Genomic DNA, 24,262 nt, shown 5'->3' on the forward strand with positions numbered 1-24,262 from the left:
TTATGTTTTAGACTAGTATATTTTATTATATATCAGCGTATTAGAGATTAAGTTCTAATCCCTCATCGCCCACAAAACTTCTCAAGAAATTGAGAAGTTTTTTTTTGTTTTAAATTTACTATATAATAATTTGGGATTGATGTGCATACATCAACCCCAAATTATTGATCATTAGAAACGTGTTACATTTAAAACTTTAGTTTAATTCCAGCATTTACTACAAAACCATCAAGCGGTGCGTATATGTCTTTAAAAACTGGGTTCGAAATAGATCCGGTATATATGTTTCCAAATTTGGTTTGTCTTGTATCAGTAAAGTTTTCAAAGTTGCTATAAACTGAAAAATTCTCCCATAACTTTTCAATCATTAAGCCAAAAATCCAATAGTCTGTGGTTTTATTACCGTCATTTAATTTTTGTGGACTATAATAATACGCTTCTAAACCTACTTTCCATTTGTCTTCTACTTCATACATTAAAACATTATTTAATCGGTGTTTGGATGTTAAAGGGTTTTCAGACTGTAGGCCAGAATTATTTACTGCTGCATCTGTGTAGGTGTAACCAAGGAATAATTTGAAATCCTTGTATCCTAATTTTACATTTGTTTCAGCTCCTTTAGTCTTTAAATAACCATCAACATTCACAAACTGAAAGTTGTTATTAGATAAAGTAGATAGGACAAGTGGGGTGTTAACCTTAGTGTAAAAAATTAACTGATTAATAGAAAACGAAATGGCATCCGTGATATACGTTTTGTAATTGATATCAAAATTAAAGCCGTAACTTTTTTCAAGAGTATTGATTGTTTTATTTATTGGAAGTACATTTTTGTATTGAAGGCGCTCGCTTTCTTCAGTAAATAAAGTGGGTGTTTTGTACCCCATTCCACCACCAACTCTAGAAGTCAGTTTCTGGTTGATTTTAAACAAAGCAGAAATTCTAGGCAAAAGAGAAAAACCATAATCTACAACATAATCACCTCTAAGTCCTGTTTCTATATCGAGCCAATGATTTGCTTTTACTGTGCTTTGAGCAAATGCTCCATAGGTGATTTGATTGTAGTTCCGCAATGGAAAACTAGTGTTGCTGTTTTCGGTGAAACTATCTGTATATAAATTAGCACCAGTAACCCATTCAGATGTAAAGCCATTAAAGGAATAAGTAATTTCAGAAAAACTACTGTTTTGTAAGCCATCAAAAATATAATTAGGAATAGTTATTACACGGCTAAAGTTATTAAAACTATTTTTTAAAGTAAGTGATTCTCTTTCGTTTAGTTGATGTGTAAAGGTGAATTGCGTACTGATACGCTGTGTTTTATTCTTTTCGAAATAACTATTAGGGTTGTCAAGTGGGTCCTTGATGAAATCAATATTCCCGCCTATTCTATTTTCGAATGCTGTATTTACGCCAAAATCAAGTTTTGTGTTTTCGTTGAAATAGATAAATAATTTGGGATTAAAATTAAATCTTTCAAATTTTGGTATGGCTGTGAGTTTGATAGCTGTAGGGTCGTATGGGGCGTTTCTATCATGCGAGGCAAAAACGGTCCATCCAACTTTATTTACGCGTTGTGAATAAAAACCATTAATATCTAGTCCGAGAGCAGAAGTACCATTGAGAATGAACCGCAAGTCTCTTTCTGTAGTTGGAGTTTTAGAAATAAGATTGACTAAACCAGCGATAGCACCACCACCGTACAGCGTAGAAGCAGCGCCTTTGATTATTTCTACTTGCTTCAAGTCTAAGGGAGGTGTTTGTAGCAGTCCTAATCCACTGGAAGCTCCCGAAAAAACGGGAAAACCGTCCTTTAATATTTGTGTGTAGCGACCGTCTAATCCTTGAATTCGAATCGAAGAATTTCCTGATGTTGCAGAGGTTTGTTGTGTTTGAATACCAGTACTTTCATTCAGCATCATTCTAATGTCTCCTGGCTTCATGTTCGTTTTTTCTTCTAGTTCTTCGCCTGCAATATATTCTACTCTAGTGGGAATGTTATTAATTGTTCTATTTCCTCGAGTAGAATTGATAACAATTTCTTCCATTTCTTCAGCTTCCTTTTTTAGATAAATTTCTAAAAAATCTTTAGTAAATGGAATAGCGAATGACGTTTTGTGGTTCTCGTAACCAGGAGTAGAAAACGAAATGAAGTAAGTACCATTTGGTAGATTATCAAACATTAATGAACCCGATCCATCCGATGTAGCAATCATATTAATTTGAGAAATTTGAGCAGAAGCACCAATTATAGGAGTTTTTGTTTCCAAATCACTAATTTTAATTTTGATTTTATTCTGTGCTTGTGCAGAGCCAATAATTGCTATTGCCGCAAGTACTATAATATATTTTAACATTTTTAAATTTCTTAACATTAGTAAAAATAACCACTTGCCTGATCTTCAAATCCTGCAGGTTTAAATTGTTCTAGATTGAGCTATTTTTAGGCGGTTGCCAAATTTTAGAAATATACGTCGAGCCTACAAATGAATCATAAGTAAATGGTTGTGTGATTTCATTTGTAATAAAACAGGTCTTATTGCTGAAGCTGCTGTAGGTTGTAGACACAATAAAACCAATGCAGGTGCCGCACGAGTAAAAAGGAGAACATTTTCCATTGCAATCGTTACCGCATTCATGAGGATCTTTATCACAGTTTTTCTCTATAGCGCAATTCGATCGCTTGGCAAAAGCCAAACAAGGAACTGTTGAGAGCGACAGTACAATAAACGATAAAATTGTTACCCATATTTTCACTTGGTAAATTTAAATACAATATTTCGTTTAATTTATTTTGCTATCGATTTGTTTGAATAATTCAAAGAATGACGCTAGAAAAGGTTTTTATATAGAAATCTATTATATAAATAGTACGGTATATTATTATAGACCTTTGGATAAAGTTACAGGAGTATTTTAATTCGGTATTCAAGATTACAAGTGTAAAATAAGGCAGCATTTCTATGTAAGCACAAAGAGAGTTTTAATCAACTGAAAAATTAAATCTACCATTTTCATCAACACCATTTATAGTTGTTTCTATATATACTGCTATATATGAATTGTTAGAATATGATGGAAATATTGTTTTAGAGATATTTAATCGATAAGTCCCTTTCTCAAGTAATGGAATACCGGCCCTAAATTCATATAAATTAGTAACTTGGTCAAGTAAACATATCGCTGTATTACCGTAATAATTGCTAGATTTTCCTTTTTGTATAATTAATTTTTCTCCTAAATCAATAGCGCTCCAAGTACCATAAGCCGATTTTTTCTCTAAATAAAAATTAAAATAATATTCGTCTGAACTTGTAGATTTATAAATATCTAAAAGAGTATCAAAGCCTTTTTCTTGTAAATATCTAGAAAATGTAGCGTTAACATACAACACATCGTTTAATTGATAACTACTTTTAGCCTCAATTTGAATTGCATTATCAATTGTAATAGTTTTTGATCCCATTACAATTTCATCTGGCTCTCCACAGCTAGATAAAACTATTAAGGACAAAAAAGCGGTAACGTAGTTTAAAATTTTTTTCATTATAAATAGTTGTTAAAATCGATATCCTGTACTAATGCCTACTCTTGATAAAAGAGCAGGGCTTGAATTATTAAATAAATTGAAACCTAATCCTAAATTTAAATTAATAGGAAAGCGGTGCGCAATATAAACTTTATAACCTATTGAACTACCTATAGCAACATCAGTATAATGGTACTCTATCTTATCATAATAGCCATATTTTTCGTTATTTAGTCGTGCTATTTTGTCATTAGATCCTCCATTAATTGAGCTGAAAAATTCGGCGTAAAATAGACTCCTGCGATTATTTGAAAAGGAATAACGAACAAATGGATCAATTTGATATTTTCTTTCACCTTGAAAACTATTATACGTTTTTTCTTGGCCGTTTATAAACATAGCACTTACCCCAACCGACAGTCTATTTTTTATAAAATATTCATAGGTGAGTTGTAATCTAGAATTTAGTATTATTTTTCCAAAATCAATTCTAAGCTCATTTTTTAGGTTTAGAATAGGGTTTTTAAGGCCGTCGAGTTCTTGTGCGTTAAAAGAGATTGATGTAAATAATAAAACTAATAAAAACCGTGTTTTCATTTTAACTTATTTGTAGTAAAAGTAGTTAAAATATATTAATAAAAAGTAAACGCAATATCATTTTTTTATTACAAATAGCTTGCAATCTATAGTCTATAATTAAATCTAAATTGTGATTTAATACAGGAAACTTAGCCCAGATAGCAGCGATATCCTTTTTATTTTTTTCTTTAAAAAATGAAAAGATATAGCGAATAGCTGGAAATAGCTCCTGAAAAAATGCTTTGTAAAAAATTAATTTAAGGTTAGTGCTCCTAGAATTTCCTCAGACAAAAAAGGGCCACCAGGATAATGGGCTGTGTAGTCAAGATTAAGCCATACTTGATCGCGCTCATCAATGTGGTAGTGCAGTTGCTTGCCATAACTTTCTTTGACAAATAATACATTTTTTATCAAATAATTGACTGTTTCTAGGTCGTTCATTGTGCCAATTAATATTTCGGGATAAATGTGGCCTTTGGTATGAATTAAGCGCGGTGTACCGCCAATGGCTCGTACTGATGCAGCCATTAATATGGAATGATCATCACAATCTCCCGAAAAATAATCTAACGATTCACTGGCTGTCGCTATATAATCGCCATCTTTAGGGTCGTTGACATAGTTCCAGCGGTTATTGATTTCCTTAAAAACAGCAAAACATTGAACGATAGTTCGGTAGTCAGAATATCCTTTTATGTCCTTGAAGTTTTTAGTGGTTGCCATAATAGCAAAATTGCGAACCTTAGGGTTTTTGTACTCTATGGCGTTCAAAATTTTGGATTTATTAGGGAATGGTAATAGCTTAGAAATGATAATGTCTTGCGGAAAAGGATTATCAGACATGGTGTAAATCATGGAATCATAGTCCTCATAAACGCTGTTGAACCCGTAATTCCCAAACACTGTTCCGTAGATTAAAATGCAGACATACACAAGAATGCAAATTATAATAATGGTTCGAAGCAACCTTAAAATGAACTGTATCACTACTACTAAACCTACAAACAGTAATATTCTATCAATGTTGTAGGCCCAAGGGAGTTCTATTAAATTTTGATGAGCGATTAAAAATAGCGGAATGGCAATTAAAATATTCAATACAAATATGATGACATCGTCCCATGGTTTTTTGACCTGGAGTTTCTGTTTTATATCCTGAAAAGAAATATTTTTAATGTTCATCACGCTAACTGAAAAATGTAAAAACTAAATTGCTTTTACAATTTCCTCAAAAGTACCTTTTTTATCAATGATTTTGAGATCAAATAACTGATTTTGGACATTGTTTAACAAATTTTTAGACAATGGTTTTTGTGACCAGTGCGTTAAGGAAAGCCATTCTTGAATATCAGCGGTTTTTTGGTGGTATTTTTCAGCCAAAATAGTGTCGATATTAGCGATTTCCTTGAAATTTGCTGTTTTCTTATTGATAATTTTTAGAATGGTTTTGATAATTTCGGGTTGCTTTTCTAAAACTTCCTCACGTACAGCAATAACAAAACAAGGCCATGGAGTAGGGCAGTCGCCAACACGTCTAAAAATACCTTTGTCTACCAATGGCTTGGTCATGAAACGTTCCCACATAAAATAATCAGCAGTTCCAGCTGTTAAAGCTTCAACCGCGCCATCGATGGTGTTTACTATTTCAAATTCTAAATTAGCGGTGTCCCAATTTTCATTTCCAGCATTGACATAAGCCATTAATTGTGAGCCCGAACCAAGTCTTGAAATAGCGGCTTTTTTATATTCTAAGTCGGGAATGGTCTGGTAACTCGAATTTGCCGCTACGTGAATCCCCCAAATTAAAGGCGAATCAACATATACCTGAACTATCCTTGAAGGATTTCCTGCGACGATATCTTTGACAATTCCTTCGGTTAGAATGACAGCGATATCCGTTTCTCCAGAGCGTAGCATTTGGCACATTTTACCAGTCCCTTCGGGAACATCAGTCCATTGTAAGTCGATGTTTTGCTGCTTAAATTCGTTGTTTTCTAAGGCTAAATGCCAAGGTAAATTGAAGTGCTCAGGTACTCCGGCTATTTTTATTGTTGTCATTGTGTGTTGCTTATTTTCTAATTCAAACCAAATGCACGGAATTTTATTCCACTCAAACTCATTTTTTGTTTGCATCCCTAGTTTTTCCAGAATATGGCGAGAACCTTTATTATCAACATGTGCCGAAGCATAGATTGTTTTAATATTCATGGTGTTGAAGCCATAATCTAGCCATGCTTTGGCTGATTCGTATCCAAATCCTTTTCCCCAAAACGCTTCAATAAAGCGATAGCCAATTTCGTAAAAATTCACATGGCCATTCTCGGGTTCTGTGATGTATTTTATCCCACACCATCCTATAAACTGATTGGTTTCTTTAAGAATAACGGCATACCTGCCAATACCGTTTTCTAAGTACTGTTTCCGGATGTTGTTAATGTAATCTTGACTTTTATCAATAGTAAGGATAGGGTTTTTACCCAAATAGTGATGCACATTAGGATTATTATCTAATGCAAACATTCCTTCTAGATCAGTATCGAGAATTTCTCTTAAAAGTAATCTTTCGGTTTCAATGATGATGCTCATGAATATTTAAGTTGAGTTAAGTGATGGGCTAAATGATCAATGTAATCTGAGATTAGAAATTTTAAATCTCTTAGCTCCTTATTGGGCAATAACAATTGAAAGTCTAAAAATTCAACTGGGAAGTTTTGAAGAATAAATAGGATTTGATTATTTATCTGAAGCCAAAACTGAACCAAGTCATTCTTATCTTTGTTTTGATAATTATTAGCTAAAACTAAGGCTTCTTGATTATAAGTTCTGACAGGATAAGGCTTATCATAAAATTGGATTTCAGTAAACCGTTGTAAATTGTTAATGGCAGAGTCAATTAAATGTCCCAATATTTCTTTTTTGGACCAAATTAAAACATCTAATTTCTCTTCAAAATTCGCAATAGAATTAGTCGAAAATAATTGTTCTAGCTCTTTAACATATAGTTGTAATCTTTTAATTTCATTTTCCATTCACTCAGTTTTTAAATGTGATATAACAATGCGATATCCATCCGGGTCCATAAACATTTTTCCGTTCGTATTCCAATATGGATTCTTAGAAGTAATGATTGAAACACCGCTTTTTAAAACATTATCAATTAGAGAATTATAATTTTTAATTGTTTCTGGATAAAGAACAATAATATCATCTTCACTAAAATGATGTAATGTATGGTCTAAAGATTGTGTAAACTCAAAATGCCAATCTAAATTAGGTATTCCGATAAAAATCCCATCATAAGAATCATGATTATTAAAGCTGCCGAGCAGTTCAAATTGTAGAATAGAAAGATAAAAAACTTTTATTTTCTCTAAATCATTGGTATGTCTGGCAACTCTAAGTTTCATAAGTGAATGTGTTTTTTTTAGCCCTGATAGGAGCGGCATCCTCTTGTGGTAGCGATAGCGTACACAAGAGATACAGCGGACAGCAGGAATTGGCTCCTAAAATTAATTTGTAGCCAACTTATCTAAGGTGTAGGCAATTAATTCGTCTACGGCTTTGTAGGGATCAGCGCTAAAAGTTCCTGTAGCACGGTTAGCAATAATAGCGTTTAGCGATAAAGCATGATGTCCCAAAAGTGCCGAAAGACCATATATTGCAGCCGTTTCCATTTCGAGATTGGTGATTCTATTATTTTCGAAAGTGAAATTATCCATTTTTGAATTCAGTTTTTCATCCTGAATATTCAAGCGCAATACACGCCCTTGTGGACCGTAAAAACCTCCAGCCGTAGCGGTGATTCCTTTATGCATTTTATCGCTTTCGATTACTTTTTCTAATTTTTCAGAGCAGGCAATCACATAAGGCTTCCCTTTGCGGATATCCCAATTGGTATGACTCACAAAAGCGTCTTCGATTTTGTCATTGGAAACTTCGTCAATTAAATACGAACGCAGCATGTTGTCAAGACCGAGGCCAAATTTTGACATCACAAAACTATCTACAGGAATATCTGCATGCAAAGAACCCGAAGTTCCTATACGGATGATGTTTAAGCTTGTTAAATTTTCTTTTGGTTGACGTGTTTCTAAGTCGATATTCACCAAAGCATCTAATTCATTAATTACGATATCAATGTTGTCAGGGCCTATTCCGGTTGACATAACAGTGATTCTTTTACCTTTGAACATTCCGGTTTGCGTTTTGAATTCTCTTTTTTGAGTCGAAAATTCTACACTATCAAAGAATTGTGTGATTTTCTCGACACGGTTTTGATCCCCTACAAAGATGATGTCGTGTGCTATATTTTCTGGTTTCAGGTTCAAGTGATACACACTTCCGTCTGGATTTAATATTAATTCTGATGATTGTATCATTTGTTTTTTTTGTTTAAAGTTTAAGGTTTCAAGTTGGTTGAAGGGCGTTTTTTTATCCTCCTACACGTTTTACTTTGAATCCTTTTAGTTTCAATATTTCCATTATTTTGTCGCGGTAATCGCCTTGAATGATAATAGAATCATCTTTAAAAGTACCTCCAACACTTAGTTTGGTTTTGATTTCTTTGGCTAAGATTTTAAAATCTTCGTCGCTTCCTTCATAACCTTCAATAATAGTAGTTGCTTTGCCTTTTCTTTTTTCGAATTTACAAATCATAGGTTCTTTTTGAACGTATAATTCATGTGGTACTTCTTCGGCTTTTTCTTCGGGAAGTGGTTCGTGATCCGGGAAAAGGTTTTTTAATTGGTCTGCTAAGTCCATAATTGTTTTAAATCGTTAAATTATTTTTTTACCACATAGAAGCATAGCTCTTCTTTAGTTTAAAAGGTGTTTTACTTTTTTTAAGTAAAACATAGTTATAAGAATCCACATTATGGACTCCGTTACCCTCTTTTTTCTATGTTGCTATGTGGTGAAAATTATCCTTTATCTTTAGTTTTGTGTTATTTTAAAAAAAAGAAAAAAGACATTAAGTAAACTCAATGTCTTTTATTTCTAGAAGTAAAATTAGGAATTATTTTTTGATTAATCCTAAATCTACCAAACGTTCGTACAAATAATCACCAGCAGTAATGTCGTCAAATTGTTTAGGGTTTTCTGCATCAATACAGTTTTCTAAACAGTTTAAAGGCATGTCACTCACTGGGTGCATGAAAAACGGCACCGAATATCTTGAAGTTCCCCATAATTCTCTTGGTGGGTTTACCACTTGGTGAATTGTCGATTTCAATTTGTTGTTAGTGTGTCGAGACAACATATCTCCTACATTAATCACTAATTCATCTGGCTCAGCGATGGCATCAATCCATTCGCCATTGTGATTTTGAACTTGTAATCCTTTTCCTTGCGCTCCCATTAATAGTGTGATCAGGTTGATGTCACCATGAGCAGCAGCACGAATAGCATTAGCAGGTTCAGATGTAATAGGAGGGTAGTGAATAGGGCGTAGAATTGAATTTCCGTCTTTGGCATAATTGTCAAAATAGAATTCGTCTAGACCTAAACGCAATGCCAAAGCTCTTAAAACATAAACTCCGGTTTTTTCTAACATTTGGTAGGCTTCTTTACCAACTGCGTTGAATTTAGGTAACTCATTTACAGTTACATTTTCAGGATATTCTGAAGCGTATTTTGAATTTTCGCTCACATACTGACCAAAATGCCAAAATTCTTTCAAATCTCCTTCTTTTCTTCCTTTTGCATGTTCAGTACCAAAAGAAACGTAACCACGTTGACCTCCAATACCAGGAATCTCATAACTGCGTTTTGTTTCTAGGGGTAAAGCGAAAAAATTTCTAATTTCACCATACAATTCTTCTACCAATTGATCATTTAAAAAATGACCTTTTAGTGCTACGAAGCCAATATCTTCAAATGCACTTCCGATTTCATTTACAAATTTTTGTTTACGTGCCGGGTCATCCGACAGGAAATCACGCAAGTCAACACTAGGAATGTTTTGCATACTTTAAAATATTTTTTAATAATTTGCAGGCTATAAAACAGCTGCAAACACAAAGATATTGATTATTTTTAGATTAATTTTTTAAAAGTTTTAAACAGTTTAAAAAAATATAACAATTTTACCGTAAAGTGTTATATTTTTATATCTTTGATATGACTAACACAGCTATAAAAATGAATTTTGATAAACAAAATCTTTCGAACGAAACACTATTAGATTTATACAAAAGAATCTTAAAACCAAGGCTTATAGAGGAGAAAATGCTAATTCTTATCCGTCAAGGAAAAGTGTCTAAATGGTTTTCCGGTATAGGTCAAGAAGCGATATCAGTTGGAGTTACCGCAGTATTAGATACTGACGAATACATTTTACCAATGCATCGTAACCTAGGGGTATTTACAGGGAGAGATATTCCGTTGTACCGCTTATTCTCGCAATGGCAAGGAAAAGCAAACGGCTTTACTAAAGGTAGAGATCGAAGTTTTCACTTTGGCACACAACAATATAAGATTATTGGTATGATTTCGCATCTAGGACCACAATTAGGTGTTGCTGATGGGATAGCCTTAGCCAATAAATTAAAGAAAAACGGAAAAGTAACCGCTGTATTTACAGGTGAAGGCGCTACATCCGAAGGCGATTTTCATGAAGCTTTGAATATTGCTTCGGTTTGGGAATTGCCAGTGCTATTTGTTATCGAAAACAATGGTTACGGGCTTTCGACTCCTACAAATGAACAATACCGTTGTGAAAACCTTGCCGATAAAGGAAAAGGATACGGAATGGAAAGTCACATAGTCGATGGAAACAACATATTGGAGGTTTATAATTTGTTATCTGATTTGAAAGCTTCCATGAAGATTAATCCGCGTCCTATTTTATTAGAATTTAAAACCTTTCGAATGCGTGGGCATGAAGAGGCGAGCGGAACTAAATATGTCCCACAAGAATTAATGGACCAGTGGGCAATTAAAGATCCTGTTGAAAATTATAGAAAGTTTCTAAAAGAAAATAAAATATTAACAGACGAATTTGACGAAAGTTTGCGCTCCGAAATCAAGAAAGATATAGATGAAAGTTTGGCTATTGCCAATGCTGAGCCAGAGATAGAACCTTCATTAAGTGAAGAATTATATGATGTGTATAAACCATATGTATTTGAAGAAGTTAAATCTACTAAAGAAAAAGAAAAAATACGTTTTATAGATGCTATTTCAAGTAGTTTAAAACAATCAATGGAGCGTCATGATAACTTGGTTATTATGGGACAAGACATTGCTGAATATGGTGGTGCGTTTAAAATTACAGATGGATTTGTGGCACAATTTGGCAAAGAACGCGTTATTAATACGCCCATTTGTGAAAGTGCTGTAGTTTCGGCTGGAATGGGATTATCGATCAACGGTTACAAAGCCATTGTTGAGATGCAGTTTGCTGATTTTGTTTCAACAGGATTTAATCCAATTGTAAATTTACTGGCTAAATCGCACTATCGCTGGTTAGAAAAAGCCGATGTTGTGGTGCGTATGCCTTGCGGTGGAGGCACTCAAGCAGGGCCTTTTCATTCACAAACAAATGAAGCTTGGTTTACTAAAACTCCAGGACTAAAGGTCGTATATCCAGCATTTCCTTACGATGCCAAAGGGTTGTTGAATGCATCAATCAACGATCCCAATCCTGTGCTATTTTTTGAACATAAGCAATTGTATCGTTCAGTTTATCAAGAAGTTCCTTCGGATTATTACACCTTACCTATTGGGAAAGCAGCTTTATTGCGAGAAGGTACTGATGTTACTGTAATTTCGTTTGGAGCAGCGGTACATTGGGCATTAGAAACTTTAGATAAAAACGCAACTATCTCCGCAGATGTACTGGATTTAAGAACTTTACAACCCTTAGATACCGAAGCTATTTTTAAATCGGTTAAGAAAACGGGAAGAGTCATTATTTATCAAGAAGATTCTCTATTTGGCGGTGTTGCCAGTGACATTTCAGCAATTATCATGGAAGAATGCTTCAAATATTTAGACGCTCCTGTAAAACGTGTGGCAAGCTTAGATACGCCTATTCCGTTTACGAAAGCCCTAGAAGATCAATATTTGCCGAAAGGCCGATTCGAAAAAGAACTACTCGAGCTAATAGCTTATTAATATTACAATTGAAAATGCCGTTCCATGAACGGCATTTTTTATATCTTTATTTTTTGAAATGAATTAATATGAAAAAAGTACTACTCTCGGCATTAATCCTATTTTTTTTAGCTGCTTGCAATAAAAAAGAAAAAGCCGCCGAAGCAACTAACTTCGACGCAAAATTTGATAATTATAAAAAAGAATTTGTTAGCCATTTATGGGAAGTTTACCCAGAATGGGCTTCAAATCAAGGATATCATAAACGAGATAGTGTATTGGTGGTTACGGATTCAATGTATTTGAAACGACAATTGGATTTTGCTCATTCGCAGTTAGATTCCATTCAAAAATATCCTTTAGATAATTTATCAGATGCGAATATCATTGATTATTATATCATAAAAAATCAATTGAAAGGTATTGTATTTAATGTTGATGAATTGAAATCATACCAATGGAACCCTTCAGAATACAATGTTTGTGGTTCATTTGCCGAAATATTAAACGGAAAATACGATACAGCAGAAGCGCGATTGCATAATTTTAATTTAAAAATGAATGGAATTACAGCTTATTATGAGGCTGCTAAAAAGAATATCCAAAACCCTACACTAGAGCACACCGCCTTAGCAATTAGTCAAAATTTAGGCGGCGTTTCAGTATTCCAAAAAGATTTAAATTACGCTTTAAGCAAAAGTAAATTAGCTCCAACCGAAAAAAAAGAAATACAAACAAAAGCGAAAATTGCTGTAAGTACGATTGTCGCGTATACCGATTGGTTGAAGAAATTAGATAATAAAACCCCACGTTCTTTTAGATTAGGTGCGGCATTGTACAAAGAAAAGTTTGAATTAGAAATTCAGTCTAATTATAAAGCAGATACAATTTTTAAAAAAGCGGTAGCACACAAGAAAGAATTACATGCCAAAATGTTTATTCTTGCAGATAAATTATGGGACAAGTATAATAAAGGAGATATAAAACCTATTGATAGTCTTAGTTTAATAAAAACGGTAATTGATAAAATCTCTTTGCAGCATACAACTCTTACCAAGTTTCAGCTAGCTATTGAAAAACAAATCCCAGAATTGGTCACTTTTGTTAAAGAAAAAGATCTGCTTTATATTGATCCATCAAAGCCATTGGTAGTTCGCAAAGAACCTGATTATATGGCAGGAGTAGCAGGAGCGTCAATATCAGCCCCAGGACCTTATGATAAAAATGCTAATACGTATTATAATGTAGGTAGTTTATCCGGCTGGAGCGCTCAAAAATCAGAAAGTTATTTGCGCGAATACAATGACTATGTGTTGCAAATTTTGAATATTCACGAAGCTATTCCAGGGCATTACACACAATTAGTATATAGCAATCAATCTCCAAGTTTGATTAAGTCTATTCTTGGAAATGGTGCGATGATTGAAGGCTGGGCGGTGTATACTGAACTGATGATGCTAGAAAACGGTTATAAAAACTCCGATGAAATGTGGTTGATGTATTACAAATGGAATTTGAGAACTACTTGCAATATGATCTTGGATTATAGTGTTCATGTAAAAAACATGACTCAAGAAGAGGCCATGCATTTACTTGTTGTAGAAGCATTTCAGCAGCAAGCAGAAGCTGATGGTAAATGGAATCGAGTAAGTTTGTCACAGGTTCAATTGTGTTCCTATTTTACGGGTTATACTGAAATCTATGAATTTAGAGAAATGCTAAAAAAAGAGCAAGGTGCGAATTTTAATCTAAAAAAATTCCATGAAAAGTTCCTAAGTTATGGTAGTGCTCCTGTAAAGTACATCAAAGAACTAATGATGAAAGATCTTAAAAAGTAATTTTATTTATGATATTAGGTAAATTTTATAAGACTAAAACTTACCTAATATCCAATACAGAATAATGAAGATCAATATGGTTCCAAAGCACCCGCCACCTAATTTTTTAGCACCGTAACCCGCAATTATTGTTTTAAAAAAGCCGTTCATATTTTTTGAATTTAGAGTTTTTATAAAAATAAGGATTTATTAGATAGAAAAGAGAAGTCCGTTTTGAATTAAACTCAAAACGGACCTTTTTTTTAAGTAAAGTTATCTATTAATTAATTTAGCTTTCTCTTTCATGATATCGGCTATTTTTCTATTTTCAATTTTGCTTTCGAGCCAAGAAATAATATCCAAGTACAAGAACGCTCTTTTTTCATAGGTATTTTTTTCTAATTCTATAAAACGCGCTCTCATTTTTATAAATTCTTTTTTTATATCTCCAGGATAGAAGGAATTTAAGTTTTTCATAAAACGGATGATTTCTTTTTGAACTTCATGTAAATCATTCATTTTTAATAAAAATTTATAAGTCGATTTTAATTGTGTTTCTAAATTAAAGTCTTTCCCCATTTCATAATGAACAATTAAGTACAGCAATCGTGCAAAACACATCAAATCTTCGCGCATTACAAGATTTTTATTATTTATAATTTTTTCAAGATAATAAATAGCTTCGGCATGTTTTTCAGTACCAAAATAGATACAAGCAATTTTGTAGTAAAACATCATTTCGTGGTGTTCGTCTAGATGCTCATTATGTAACTTTATTTTGTCTAGAATTTCCGGAATCAAATACTCACTTTCAACGAAAGTACCTTCTAAAATGTGGTAATTTAATTTGTTATTATATAGGTATAAAAATGAAAGTGATGCAATATTGTCATTTACAGGAAAACGAGGGTCTTCAATAGTTGATTCAAGTAAGTCAAGGTATTTTTTGAATTTTGACTTGTATTTTAGCATGAAAAATGACTCTAATAAATAATGATTTCCTTTTAAGAAAAAAACAGGATTTAAAAAAATCATATTGGGATTATCATAAAATAAAGTAACCCATTTATAGGCATATTTATAACTAGCGACAAAATCTTGTACTAAAAAGCTACGCCACAAATTAGCGTTGTAAAACCAGTATTTTTCACGGAAACCAAATTTACTTTTGTCGAATTTGGAAATGTGTTTTGTGAAATAATCATCGATGTATTTGTATTCCTCATCACTTTTTACATAACCTGTCTTAAGCATGATACCATACAATTGCAAAGATAAATTGGATAATTTACTGGAGATTGTATTTTTGTAATTGAGTTCTTTGGCTTGAATGACAAGTTCATCCGCTCGGCCTTGAATACTTCGAGTGATGTATTGTGATTCGATTAATTTTTCGAATTCCACAATTTCAAACGCCATATATTTTTCATCGTTTTCTAGTGCGATGATTTTTGTTTTATCTAAAATTTTTAAACTTTGTTTGTAAAGCCCTTTATTGTATAGAATGGCAGCAAAATCAATTTGCTCGCGCAATTGGTATCGGATATTTTGACTGGGAATATTTAGACGTATACTTACTAAGATTTGCTTGTATAAATAGGACTTCAGATTGGATAATTGTACTTTTTTAATAATACCATTTTTCAAAATTAGTTTTTCATCATACCCATCAGATTTGTCCAAAATATTGAACAATTCTATAAACTTTGTGTTAGAACTTGTCTCAAGTCGGCTTGCAAAAATCTTAAATTGTCTTTTTTCAGACTTAGAAAGGGATTTTATTAGCACAAATAAGAAATCTTTTTGATGGTTAGCCATTGTAAAATATAGAAGCTTAATTAATTGATTATCAGTAAATTGAAAAGTATTTATACGCTTTATGAGCAGTATATTTCATTAATTTGAGTTTTATTTTAAACTAATGAAATCTATTTTTGTTATCGAGATGTGAAATTACATTAAATAAATGAAAATGAATAGAGAGAAAGTTCAAATTTTTGATACCACTTTAAGAGATGGCGAACAGGTCCCTGGATGTAAATTAGATACTAAACAGAAACTAATTATAGCAAATAGATTAGACGAAATGGGTGTTGATATCATTGAAGCTGGGTTTCCGGTTTCAAGTCCTGGAGATTTTTTATCTGTTTCTGAAATAAGTAAAGTTGTGAAAAACGCAACAGTTTGTGGATTAACAAGAGCTGTTAAAAACGATATAGATGTTGCTGCGGCTGCATTAAAACATGCAAAAAAACCTCGTATTCATACTGGAATTGGAACTTCAAATTCACATATCATTCACAAGTTAAATACAACAAGAGAAGATATTATCGAAAGAGCCAAATTTGCTGTTTCACATGCTAAATCATATGTAGAAGATGTTGAGTTTTACGCAGAAGATGCAGGTAGAACGGATAATGATTTCTTGGCGCGAGTCTGTGAAGAGGTAATTAGATCAGGAGCTACCGTTCTTAATATTCCTGATACTACAGGGTATTGTTTACCAGAAGAATACGGTGCTAAAATAAAGTACCTGAGAGAAAATGTAAAAGGGATTGAAAATGTGATTCTGTCTTGTCATTGTCATAATGATTTAGGGATGGCTACAGCCAATTCAATTTCGGGAGCGATTAACGGAGCTAGGCAAATTGAATGTACTATAAATGGAATAGGGGAAAGAGCTGGAAATACAGCGCTTGAAGAGGTAGTGATGATCTTCAAACAACATCCTTACTTAAATTTATATACAGATATTGATACTAAGCAATTGAACGAAATGAGTCGTTTAGTGTCAGAAAGCATGGGTATGATCGTGCAACCAAACAAAGCTATTGTAGGTGCAAATGCATTTGCACATAGTTCAGGAATTCACCAAGATGGTGTGATTAAAAACAGAGCGACGTACGAAATTATGGATCCTTTGGACGTAGGAGTTAATGAGTCGTCAATTGTTTTAACCGCTAGAAGTGGTAGAGCAGCATTAGCGTATAGAGCTAAAAAAGTGGGATACGAATTGACAAAAGTACAACTGGATATTATTTATGTTGAATTTTTGAAATTTGCAGATATTAAAAAAGAAGTTGTAGATGATGACATTCATCAAATTATTGAAGCTTGTAAAATTCAAAGTGATTTAGTTAGAAGTTAATTTTTTATACCATATTCCATGAAGAAATTAAAAATAGCGGTTTTAGCCGGTGATGGTATAGGACCAGAGGTAATATTACAAGCGCAAAAAGCACTAGCTGCTGTTGCCTTAGTATTTGGTCATGAATTTACTTTTGAAGACGCCTTAATCGGTGCAGTAGCAATAGAACGAACTGGGAAACCGCTTCCGGATCAAACTTTAAATTTGTGTAAAAACACCGATTCTATTTTGTTTGGAGCGATTGGAGATCCTATATATGATAATAATCCAGAATCAAAGATTCGTCCAGAGCAAGGTTTATTAAAGCTTCGAAAAGAATTGGGTTTGTATGCTAATATTAGACCTATAAAAGCGTATCCTAAATTAATGGACGCTTCTCCTATTAAAAAGGAGATTCTGCAAGGAACAGATTTTGTTATTTACAGAGAATTAAATGGCGGAATGTACTTTGGAGAAAAACACTTAAATGAAGCTGGAACGTATGCTTCAGATTTGTGTGAATATAATGAAGATGAAATTGCCAAAATCACTCACCTAGCTTTTAAAGCTGCTCAAGAAAGACGCAAGAAAGTTACACTAGTTGATAAGGCAAACGTATTAGAAACTTCTCGTTTATGGAGAAAAGTGGTTCAGATAATCGCTAAAGATTATCCAGATGTAACATTAGAATTTTTATATGTGGACAATGCAGCCATGCAGCTTATTTTAAATCCAAGACAATTTGATGTTTTACTAACAGATAATTTGTTTGGAGATATTTTATCAGATGAAGCTAGTGTAATTGCAGGATCAAAGGGCTTAATGTCATCAGCCTCTGTGGGTGAAAAATATTCGCTCTTTGAACCAATACACGGAAGTTACAGTGAAGTAAAAGGTAAAAACTGTGCAAATCCAATTGCTTCCATTTTATCAGCAGCAATGTTATTAGAGCATTTTGGACTTTCAATAGAATCAAAAGCTATTATTGAAGCGGTAGAAAAAGCAATTATCAATCAAATTGTAACGATCGATTTAAAAGTTGATTCGAAAATAGGAACAAACGAAGTGGGTGATTATATTGCAAATTATATATTAAATAAAGGAGATTTATATTTTAAATTAGACAACGTAAACCTAGGGCAATCCACAATTGTATAGTTTTCGAAAAAAAATTAAAAATTAAAATACGACAAAAATAACAAATAATGGAATTAAATAAATACAGCAAAACCATAACTCAAGACGAAACACAACCAGCAGCGCAAGCTATGTTGTACGGAATTGGTTTAACTGAACAAGATTTAAAGAAAGCACAGGTAGGGATTGTGAGTATGGGTTATGAGGGGAATACTTGTAACATGCATCTTAATGGATTAGCAAAGCAAGTAAAAGAAGGTGTTTGGAAAGAAGATTTAGTGGGTTTAATTTTTAATACAATCGGAGTTAGTGATGGTATTTCAAATGGTACTGACGGAATGCGTTTTTCATTAGTTTCTAGGGATGTTATTGCTGATTCTATCGAAACAGTAATGGGAGCACAATGGTACGATAGTTTAATTGCTATTCCAGGTTGTGATAAAAACATGCCAGGATCTGTAATTGCAATGGGAAGAGTAAATCGTCCAGCAATTATGGTGTACGGAGGTTCAATTCATTCTGGAAAATGGAAGGGAGAGTCGTTGAATATAGTTTCTGCTTTTGAAGCTTTAGGAAAAAAATTCAGCAACACGATTTCACCTGATGATTTCAAAGGAGTAATTCAAAATGCTTGTCCTGGTGCAGGTGCTTGTGGTGGTATGTATACCGCTAACACCATGTCATCAGCAATTGAGGCGCTTGGAATGAGTTTGCCATACAGTTCTTCAAATCCAGCTTTAAGCGAAGAGAAAAAACAAGAATGTATTGATGCCGGAAAAGCAATCAGAATCTTGTTAGAAAAAGATATTAAACCTAGAGACATCATGACTCGTAAAGCATTTGAAAATGCAATTACAATGGTGGCTGTACTAGGAGGTTCGACAAATGCGGTAATGCACTTAATTGCAATGGCACATTCTGTTGATATTGAAATTACTTTGAAAGATTTTCAAGATATTAGTGATAAGACACCATTACTTGCCGACTTGAAACCAAGTGGTAAATACTTAATGGAAGATTTACACGAAGCTGGAGGAGTTCCTGCAGTAATGAAGTATTTATTGAAAGAAGGATTGCTACATGGTGATTGTTTAACTGTAACAGGGAAAACTTTAGCGGAGAATTTAGCTTCAGTTCCGGATTTAAATGACGGTCAAGAAGTAATTCATGAAATCCAAAAAGCACTAAAAGCAACAGGAAACATCCAAATTTTGTACGGAAATCTTGCCGAAGAAGGTTGTGTGGCTAAGATTAGTGGTAATGAAGGAGAGTATTTTGAAGGAGATGCCATTGTTTATGAAAACGAACACGATGTTATCACTGGAGTTCGTGGTGGAGAAGTTAAACCAGGTAATGTAGTCGTCATTAGGTATTGTGGACCCAAAGGAGGGCCAGGAATGCCTGAAATGCTTAAACCTACATCAGCTATTATGGGTGCCGGTTTAGGTAAAAGTGTAGCTTTAATTACTGATGGTAGATTTTCTGGTGGTTCACATGGTTTTGTTGTAGGACATGTTACGCCTGAAGCTTATGATGGTGGTGGAATTGCGCTAGTTAAAAATGGTGATATTATTACTATTGATGCGGTCAATAATACTATTAATCTAAAGATTTCGGATGAAGAGTTTGCAGCAAGAAAAGCTAATTGGGTGCAACCCGAATCAAGTATCAAAAAAGGAGTTTTATTAAAGTACATACGATCAGTTTCAAGTGCCTCAACAGGATGTGTAACTGATAAATAATATTCCCCCAGCCCCTCGGAAGGAGGGCAGACGAGGTTTTGAAGTTTGAAGTCAGAATAAAAAAGTTAGAAGTTATAAAAAACACTCCCATTGCGTTTTCTCTCCCCCTCATTTGGAGGGGGTTGGGGGGAGGATCATAAGATAGAAACAAAATGAAAACAAATAAAATATCAGGCGCAGAAGCCGTTATTAGATGTCTATTAGAAGAAGGAGTAGATTTGGTTTACGGCTACCCAGGTGGTGCAATTATGCCAGTTTACGACGAATTATATAAGTTTAAAGATCAATTGCATCATGTATTAGTACGTCATGAGCAAGGAGCAACGCATGCTGCTCAAGGATTTGCAAGAGCAACTGGAAAAGTGGGTGTCGCTATTGCTACCTCTGGTCCTGGAGCAACAAACTTGGTTACAGGTATTGCTGATGCTCAGATTGATTCAACTCCAATGGTTTGTATTACAGGTCAAGTAGGGAAACATTTATTAGGTTCGGATGCTTTTCAGGAAACAGATATTATCGGAATTTCGACTCCAGTTACAAAGTGGAATTATCAAATTACTGAGGCTTCGGAGATTCCAGAAATCATGGCAAAGGCTTTTTACATCGCGAGATCAGGTCGTCCAGGGCCAGTTTTAGTAGATATTACTAAAAATGCGCAATTTGACGAAATGGAGTTCAGCTATGAAAAATGTACTGGAATCAGAAGTTATGTAGCTTTGCCTAAATTAAAACAAAAGAAAGTAGTAGAAGCTGCTGAGTTAATTAATAATGCCAAAAAGCCGTTCATCGTTTTTGGTCAAGGAATAATTCTTGGTCAAGCCGAGGAGTTGTTAAAAGCATTTGTTGAAAAATCAGGAATTCCTGCTGCTTGGACTATTCTAGGTCTTTCGGCTTTACCTACAGATCATCCTTTAAATGTAGGAATGCTAGGAATGCACGGTAATTATGCGCCTAATGTATTGACAAACGAATGTGATGTTTTAATTGCATTAGGAATGCGTTTTGATGATCGTGTAACAGGGAATTTAGCAACTTATGCTAAGCAAGCAAAAGTAATTCACTTTGATATTGATCCAGCTGAGATTAATAAAAATGTAAAAGCAGATGTTGCTGTTTTGGCAGATGTTAAGGAAGCTTTAGCTGCTTTGTTACCTTTAATCGAAGAAAAATCACATGATTCATGGCACAATGAATTCAAGAAATTATACGAAATAGAATTAGATACAGTAATCAATGAAGAATTAGCACCTACGAAAGAAGGAATTTCTATGGGTGAAACTATCGAAATGATTAACAAGCATTCTAAGGGAGATGCGATTATTGTTCCAGACGTAGGACAACATCAAATGTTTGCTTGTCGTTATGCCAAATTCAATAAATCGAAAAGCATTATCAATTCTGGAGGATTAGGAACCATGGGATTTGCTTTACCAGCAGCGATTGGTGCCAAAATGGGAATGCCAGAACGTGAAGTAGTTGCTATTATTGGTGACGGAGGTTTCCAGATGACCATTCAAGAACTAGGAACCATATTTCAAACAAAGGTTCCTGTTAAAATTGTGATCTTGAATAATGAATTTCTAGGAATGGTACGCCAATGGCAACAATTGTTTTTTGATAAAAGATATGCTTCAACAGAGATGACAAATCCAAATTTTGTTGCTATTGCTGAAGGGTATTATATCAAAGCAAAGAAAGTAACAAAAAGAGAAGATCTTGATGCTGCTGTTGCTGAAATGATAGCGTCAAAAGAATCGTACTTCCTTGAAGTTATGGTAGAAAAAGAAAATAATGTATTCCCAATGATACCTACTGGAGCTTCGGTTTCGGATATCAGATTAAGTTAATAGTATGGAAAATCAAACATTCACAATTTCTGTTTATTCAGAAAATAACGTTGGACTACTAAATAGAATATCAGGTATATTCTTAAAGCGTCACATTAATATATTGAGTTTAAACGTTTCGGAATCAGAGATTGAAACGGTTTCTCGTTTTATTATCGTAGTTAATACTACTGAAAAATGGGTTCAAAATATTGTAGGTCAAATTGAAAAGCAAATCGAAGTGATCAAAGCATTTTATCACGTTGATGATGAAACTATTTTCTTAGAAAATGCTTTGTTTAAAATTGAGTCCAGCTTATTATTTGACGAAAGACAAATTCAAAATATAATCAAAGAAAGTAACTCGGAAATAGTTACTGTATCAAGAGACTTTTTTGTGATTTCAAAATCTGGACAACGTTCAGAAATTGAAGAGTTATATCAAAAATTAAAACCTTTCGGAATCATGCAGTTTGTGCGTTCAGGAAGAATATCGATTTCTAAAGAAAAAATGGAAATCTCAGCATTATTAGAAGAATTAAAACAAAAATAAAAATTAAAAAATGGCAAATTATTTCAATTCATTACCACTTAGATTACAATTAGAACAATTAGGAGTTTGCGAATTCATGGATCAAGCAGAATTTGCAAATGGGATAGCAGCTTTAAAAGGAAAAAAAGTAGTTATAGTAGGTTGTGGAGCTCAAGGTTTAAATCAAGGTTTGAACATGAGAGATTCAGGATTAGATATTTCTTACGCATTACGTGCAGAAGCAATCGCTCAAAAAAGAGCTTCTTTCATGAATGCTGCTGATAATGGTTTCAATGTGGGAACTTATGAAGAATTAATTCCAACTGCTGATTTAGTTTGTAATCTTACTCCAGATAAGCAACACACTGCTGTTGTTACTGCGATTATGCCGTTGATGAAACAAGGTTCGACTCTTGCTTATTCTCATGGTTTTAATATCGTTGAAGAAGGAATGCAAATCCGTAAGGACATCACTGTTATTATGTGTGCGCCTAAATGCCCAGGATCTGAAGTACGTGAAGAATATAAAAGAGGTTTTGGTGTACCAACATTAATTGCTGTACATCCAGAAAACGACCCAAATAATGAAGGTTTCGAGCAAGCAAAAGCGTATGCTGTTGCTACTGGTGGTCATAAAGCAGGAGTATTGAACTCTTCTTTTGTTGCCGAAGTAAAATCGGATTTAATGGGAGAGCAAACAATCCTTTGTGGGATGTTGCAAACAGGTTCTATTTTGTGTTTTGACAAAATGGTGGAAAAAGGTATCGAGCCAGGTTATGCTTCAAAATTGATTCAATATGGTTGGGAAACGGTAACTGAAGCTTTGAAACATGGTGGTATCACCAATATGATGGATCGTCTTTCTAATCCTTCAAAAATCGAAGCATACCGTCTAGCGGATGAGTTGAAAGATATTATGCGTCCGTTGTTTCAAAAACATATGGATGATATCATCTCTGGTGAGTTCTCAAGAAATATGATGATTGACTGGAACAATGATGATGTGAACTTATTGACTTGGAGAGCAGCAACTGCTGAAACAAATTTTGAAAAAACAGCTCCAACAGAAGCAACGATTTCAGAACAAGAATATTTTGACAATGGAGTTTTGATGATTGCAATGGTTAAAGCGGGTGTAGAGCTAGCTTTTGAAACTATGACAGAATCTGGAATTATTGAAGAGTCTGCTTATTACGAGTCATTACACGAATTGCCTTTGATTGCTAACACTGTAGCTAGAAAAAAATTGTATGAAATGAATAGAATTATTTCGGATACAGCTGAATACGGTTGTTATTTATTTGATCATGCTTGTAAACCATTATTGACTGAGTTTATGAAAACGGTTGAAACAAATATCATTGGAAAACCATTTTCAACTGCAACAGGAGTAGATAATGCCGTTTTAATTGCTGTTAATAAAAGTATTAGACAACATCCAATCGAAGAAGTAGGTGCATGGTTAAGAGAGTCAATGACTGCCATGAAAAAGATAGGATAAAGTATAATTTAGGAATTACCGCACATGAGGGTGTGTTGAGATAAGGCTCCATATCATTTGTTTCTTTTCATGTATTTTGGATTAGTAAACAACTTATTAAGATATAATGATAAAAGGTAGCTTTTACATTCACCTAGTTTTTAAAATTAGGTGAAGTAATTCCTTTTATATATTCAAAATAAAGTTTGTACTTTTTTCAAATAAAATGAAAGAAAGTAGCATGTTTATAGGTGTTTTTTGATGCTTATGTGTGTGGAGTATAATGTTAATTGTTGAGAAATGTTAAGTAAAAAAGGCAAGCTAACTCTGTTAGTTTGCCTTTTTTGCTTTTAAGAAAACTTGATAAATAGGTCATTTTTGTTATATTTTTATAAAAGG

The 24,262-nt window shown here is 33.7% G+C and carries 20 protein-coding genes and 1 pseudogene; 8 read left to right on the forward strand and 13 right to left on the reverse strand.

Going from position 1 to position 24,262, the window contains the following annotated elements:
• Positions 1-188: 188 nt before the first annotated feature.
• The 12 genes and pseudogenes from H8R24_RS12465 to H8R24_RS12520 all read right to left on the reverse strand — a co-directional run bounded on the left by H8R24_RS12465 (position 189) and on the right by H8R24_RS12520 (position 10,073).
• Positions 189-2,357 (reverse strand): TonB-dependent receptor, encoded by a 2,169-nt coding sequence (locus tag H8R24_RS12465; protein WP_187019555.1) that lies wholly within the window; start codon positions 2,355-2,357, stop codon positions 189-191.
• Between the two features lie 70 nt (positions 2,358-2,427).
• Entirely contained in the window at positions 2,428-2,757 is a 330-nt protein-coding gene (locus tag H8R24_RS18380) for a DUF6660 family protein (protein ID WP_317172583.1), read from the reverse strand.
• Between the two features lie 226 nt (positions 2,758-2,983).
• Positions 2,984-3,547, reverse strand: a complete 564-nt coding sequence (locus tag H8R24_RS12475) for a hypothetical protein (protein WP_187019551.1) — start codon at positions 3,545-3,547, stop codon at positions 2,984-2,986.
• 12 nt (positions 3,548-3,559) lie between these two features.
• A complete protein-coding gene (locus tag H8R24_RS12480; RefSeq protein ID WP_187019550.1) occupies positions 3,560-4,126 on the reverse strand; it encodes a DUF3575 domain-containing protein in 567 nt (188 codons plus the stop codon).
• Positions 4,127-4,360: 234 nt separating this feature from the next.
• A complete protein-coding gene (locus H8R24_RS12485) occupies positions 4,361-5,290 on the reverse strand; it encodes a transglutaminase (protein ID WP_187019548.1) in 930 nt (309 codons plus the stop codon).
• 24 nt (positions 5,291-5,314) lie between these two features.
• Positions 5,315-6,166: a substrate-binding domain-containing protein gene (locus H8R24_RS12490; protein WP_187019561.1), complete on the reverse strand. Its 852-nt coding sequence runs from the start codon at positions 6,164-6,166 to the stop codon at positions 5,315-5,317.
• 81 nt (positions 6,167-6,247) lie between these two features.
• Positions 6,248-6,694 (reverse strand): annotated as a pseudogene (locus tag H8R24_RS12495) (GNAT family N-acetyltransferase); the annotation flags it as partial.
• Entirely contained in the window at positions 6,691-7,137 is a 447-nt protein-coding gene (locus tag H8R24_RS12500; protein ID WP_187019546.1) for a DinB family protein, read from the reverse strand. The gene H8R24_RS12500 and the pseudogene H8R24_RS12495, both read right to left, overlap by 4 nt.
• Positions 7,138-7,515 carry a VOC family protein gene (locus H8R24_RS12505; RefSeq protein WP_187019544.1) on the reverse strand — a complete coding sequence of 126 codons (378 nt, stop codon included), beginning with the start codon at positions 7,513-7,515 and terminating at the stop codon, positions 7,138-7,140.
• 102 nt (positions 7,516-7,617) lie between these two features.
• Positions 7,618-8,487 (reverse strand): nucleoside phosphorylase, encoded by an 870-nt coding sequence (locus H8R24_RS12510; RefSeq protein WP_187019542.1) that lies wholly within the window; start codon positions 8,485-8,487, stop codon positions 7,618-7,620.
• A 52-nt stretch (positions 8,488-8,539) separates the two neighbouring features.
• Complete coding sequence (locus H8R24_RS12515) at positions 8,540-8,869, reverse strand: translation initiation factor (protein ID WP_026709167.1); 330 nt, start codon at positions 8,867-8,869, stop codon at positions 8,540-8,542.
• A 253-nt stretch (positions 8,870-9,122) separates the two neighbouring features.
• The gene (locus H8R24_RS12520) at positions 9,123-10,073 is read right to left on the reverse strand and encodes an isopenicillin N synthase family dioxygenase (RefSeq protein WP_187019540.1); all 951 of its coding nucleotides are present in this window, start codon (positions 10,071-10,073) and stop codon (positions 9,123-9,125) included.
• Positions 10,074-10,246: 173 nt separating this feature from the next.
• Between H8R24_RS12520 and H8R24_RS12525 the strand changes: the two genes are divergently transcribed.
• Both H8R24_RS12525 and H8R24_RS12530 read left to right on the forward strand, forming a co-directional pair.
• Positions 10,247-12,223: an alpha-ketoacid dehydrogenase subunit alpha/beta gene (locus H8R24_RS12525; RefSeq protein WP_187019538.1), complete on the forward strand. Its 1,977-nt coding sequence runs from the start codon at positions 10,247-10,249 to the stop codon at positions 12,221-12,223.
• Positions 12,224-12,291: 68 nt separating this feature from the next.
• Positions 12,292-14,040, forward strand: coding sequence for a DUF885 domain-containing protein (locus H8R24_RS12530; RefSeq protein ID WP_187019536.1), 1,749 nt, complete (start codon positions 12,292-12,294; stop codon positions 14,038-14,040).
• 252 nt (positions 14,041-14,292) lie between these two features.
• On the opposite strand, the gene H8R24_RS12535 is transcribed toward H8R24_RS12530, so the two are convergent.
• Positions 14,293-15,837, reverse strand: coding sequence for a hypothetical protein (locus H8R24_RS12535; protein ID WP_187019535.1), 1,545 nt, complete (start codon positions 15,835-15,837; stop codon positions 14,293-14,295).
• 154 nt (positions 15,838-15,991) lie between these two features.
• On the opposite strand from H8R24_RS12535, the gene H8R24_RS12540 reads away from it, so the two are divergent.
• From H8R24_RS12540 to ilvC, 6 genes are all read left to right on the forward strand, one after another.
• Positions 15,992-17,167, forward strand: coding sequence for a 2-isopropylmalate synthase (locus tag H8R24_RS12540; protein ID WP_187019533.1), 1,176 nt, complete (start codon positions 15,992-15,994; stop codon positions 17,165-17,167).
• A gap of 18 nt (positions 17,168-17,185) precedes the next feature.
• Positions 17,186-18,304, forward strand: a complete 1,119-nt coding sequence (leuB, locus tag H8R24_RS12545) for a 3-isopropylmalate dehydrogenase (RefSeq protein WP_187019531.1) — start codon at positions 17,186-17,188, stop codon at positions 18,302-18,304.
• A gap of 47 nt (positions 18,305-18,351) precedes the next feature.
• Positions 18,352-20,025, forward strand: coding sequence for a dihydroxy-acid dehydratase (ilvD, locus tag H8R24_RS12550; RefSeq protein WP_187019529.1), 1,674 nt, complete (start codon positions 18,352-18,354; stop codon positions 20,023-20,025).
• Between the two features lie 152 nt (positions 20,026-20,177).
• Positions 20,178-21,872, forward strand: coding sequence for a biosynthetic-type acetolactate synthase large subunit (ilvB, locus tag H8R24_RS12555; RefSeq protein WP_187019527.1), 1,695 nt, complete (start codon positions 20,178-20,180; stop codon positions 21,870-21,872).
• 4 nt (positions 21,873-21,876) lie between these two features.
• On the forward strand, positions 21,877-22,404 hold the full coding sequence (gene ilvN / locus H8R24_RS12560) for an acetolactate synthase small subunit (protein ID WP_187019525.1): 528 nt from the start codon (positions 21,877-21,879) through the stop codon (positions 22,402-22,404).
• 10 nt (positions 22,405-22,414) lie between these two features.
• A complete protein-coding gene (ilvC, locus tag H8R24_RS12565) occupies positions 22,415-23,884 on the forward strand; it encodes a ketol-acid reductoisomerase (RefSeq protein WP_187019523.1) in 1,470 nt (489 codons plus the stop codon).
• Positions 23,885-24,262: the final 378 nt, after the last annotated feature.

The sequence above is a fragment of the Flavobacterium muglaense genome, from assembly GCF_014305155.1.
Taxonomy (GTDB): domain Bacteria; phylum Bacteroidota; class Bacteroidia; order Flavobacteriales; family Flavobacteriaceae; genus Flavobacterium; species Flavobacterium muglaense.

Bases quoted from the DNA above. Each gene is read 5' to 3' on its own strand.
- H8R24_RS12475 (WP_187019551.1), bottom strand. From the start codon at position 3,547: ATGAAAAAAATTTTAAACTACGTTACCGCTTTTTTGTCCTTAATAGTT.
- H8R24_RS12535 (WP_187019535.1), bottom strand. From the start codon at position 15,837: ATGGCTAACCATCAAAAAGATTTCTTATTTGTGCTAATAAAATCCCTT.
- H8R24_RS12505 (WP_187019544.1), bottom strand. From the start codon at position 7,515: ATGAAACTTAGAGTTGCCAGACATACCAATGATTTAGAGAAAATAAAA.
- H8R24_RS12515 (WP_026709167.1), bottom strand. From the start codon at position 8,869: ATGGACTTAGCAGACCAATTAAAAAACCTTTTCCCGGATCACGAACCA.
- H8R24_RS12510 (WP_187019542.1), bottom strand. From the start codon at position 8,487: ATGATACAATCATCAGAATTAATATTAAATCCAGACGGAAGTGTGTAT.
- ilvC (WP_187019523.1), top strand. From the start codon at position 22,415: ATGGCAAATTATTTCAATTCATTACCACTTAGATTACAATTAGAACAA.
- H8R24_RS12525 (WP_187019538.1), top strand. From the start codon at position 10,247: ATGAATTTTGATAAACAAAATCTTTCGAACGAAACACTATTAGATTTA.
- ilvD (WP_187019529.1), top strand. From the start codon at position 18,352: ATGGAATTAAATAAATACAGCAAAACCATAACTCAAGACGAAACACAA.
- H8R24_RS12490 (WP_187019561.1), bottom strand. From the start codon at position 6,166: ATGACAACAATAAAAATAGCCGGAGTACCTGAGCACTTCAATTTACCT.
- H8R24_RS12520 (WP_187019540.1), bottom strand. From the start codon at position 10,073: ATGCAAAACATTCCTAGTGTTGACTTGCGTGATTTCCTGTCGGATGAC.
- H8R24_RS12530 (WP_187019536.1), top strand. From the start codon at position 12,292: ATGAAAAAAGTACTACTCTCGGCATTAATCCTATTTTTTTTAGCTGCT.
- H8R24_RS12500 (WP_187019546.1), bottom strand. From the start codon at position 7,137: ATGGAAAATGAAATTAAAAGATTACAACTATATGTTAAAGAGCTAGAA.
- leuB (WP_187019531.1), top strand. From the start codon at position 17,186: ATGAAGAAATTAAAAATAGCGGTTTTAGCCGGTGATGGTATAGGACCA.
- H8R24_RS12540 (WP_187019533.1), top strand. From the start codon at position 15,992: ATGAATAGAGAGAAAGTTCAAATTTTTGATACCACTTTAAGAGATGGC.
- H8R24_RS12485 (WP_187019548.1), bottom strand. From the start codon at position 5,290: ATGAACATTAAAAATATTTCTTTTCAGGATATAAAACAGAAACTCCAG.
- ilvN (WP_187019525.1), top strand. From the start codon at position 21,877: ATGGAAAATCAAACATTCACAATTTCTGTTTATTCAGAAAATAACGTT.
- ilvB (WP_187019527.1), top strand. From the start codon at position 20,178: ATGAAAACAAATAAAATATCAGGCGCAGAAGCCGTTATTAGATGTCTA.
- H8R24_RS12480 (WP_187019550.1), bottom strand. From the start codon at position 4,126: ATGAAAACACGGTTTTTATTAGTTTTATTATTTACATCAATCTCTTTT.
- H8R24_RS12465 (WP_187019555.1), bottom strand. From the start codon at position 2,357: ATGTTAAAATATATTATAGTACTTGCGGCAATAGCAATTATTGGCTCT.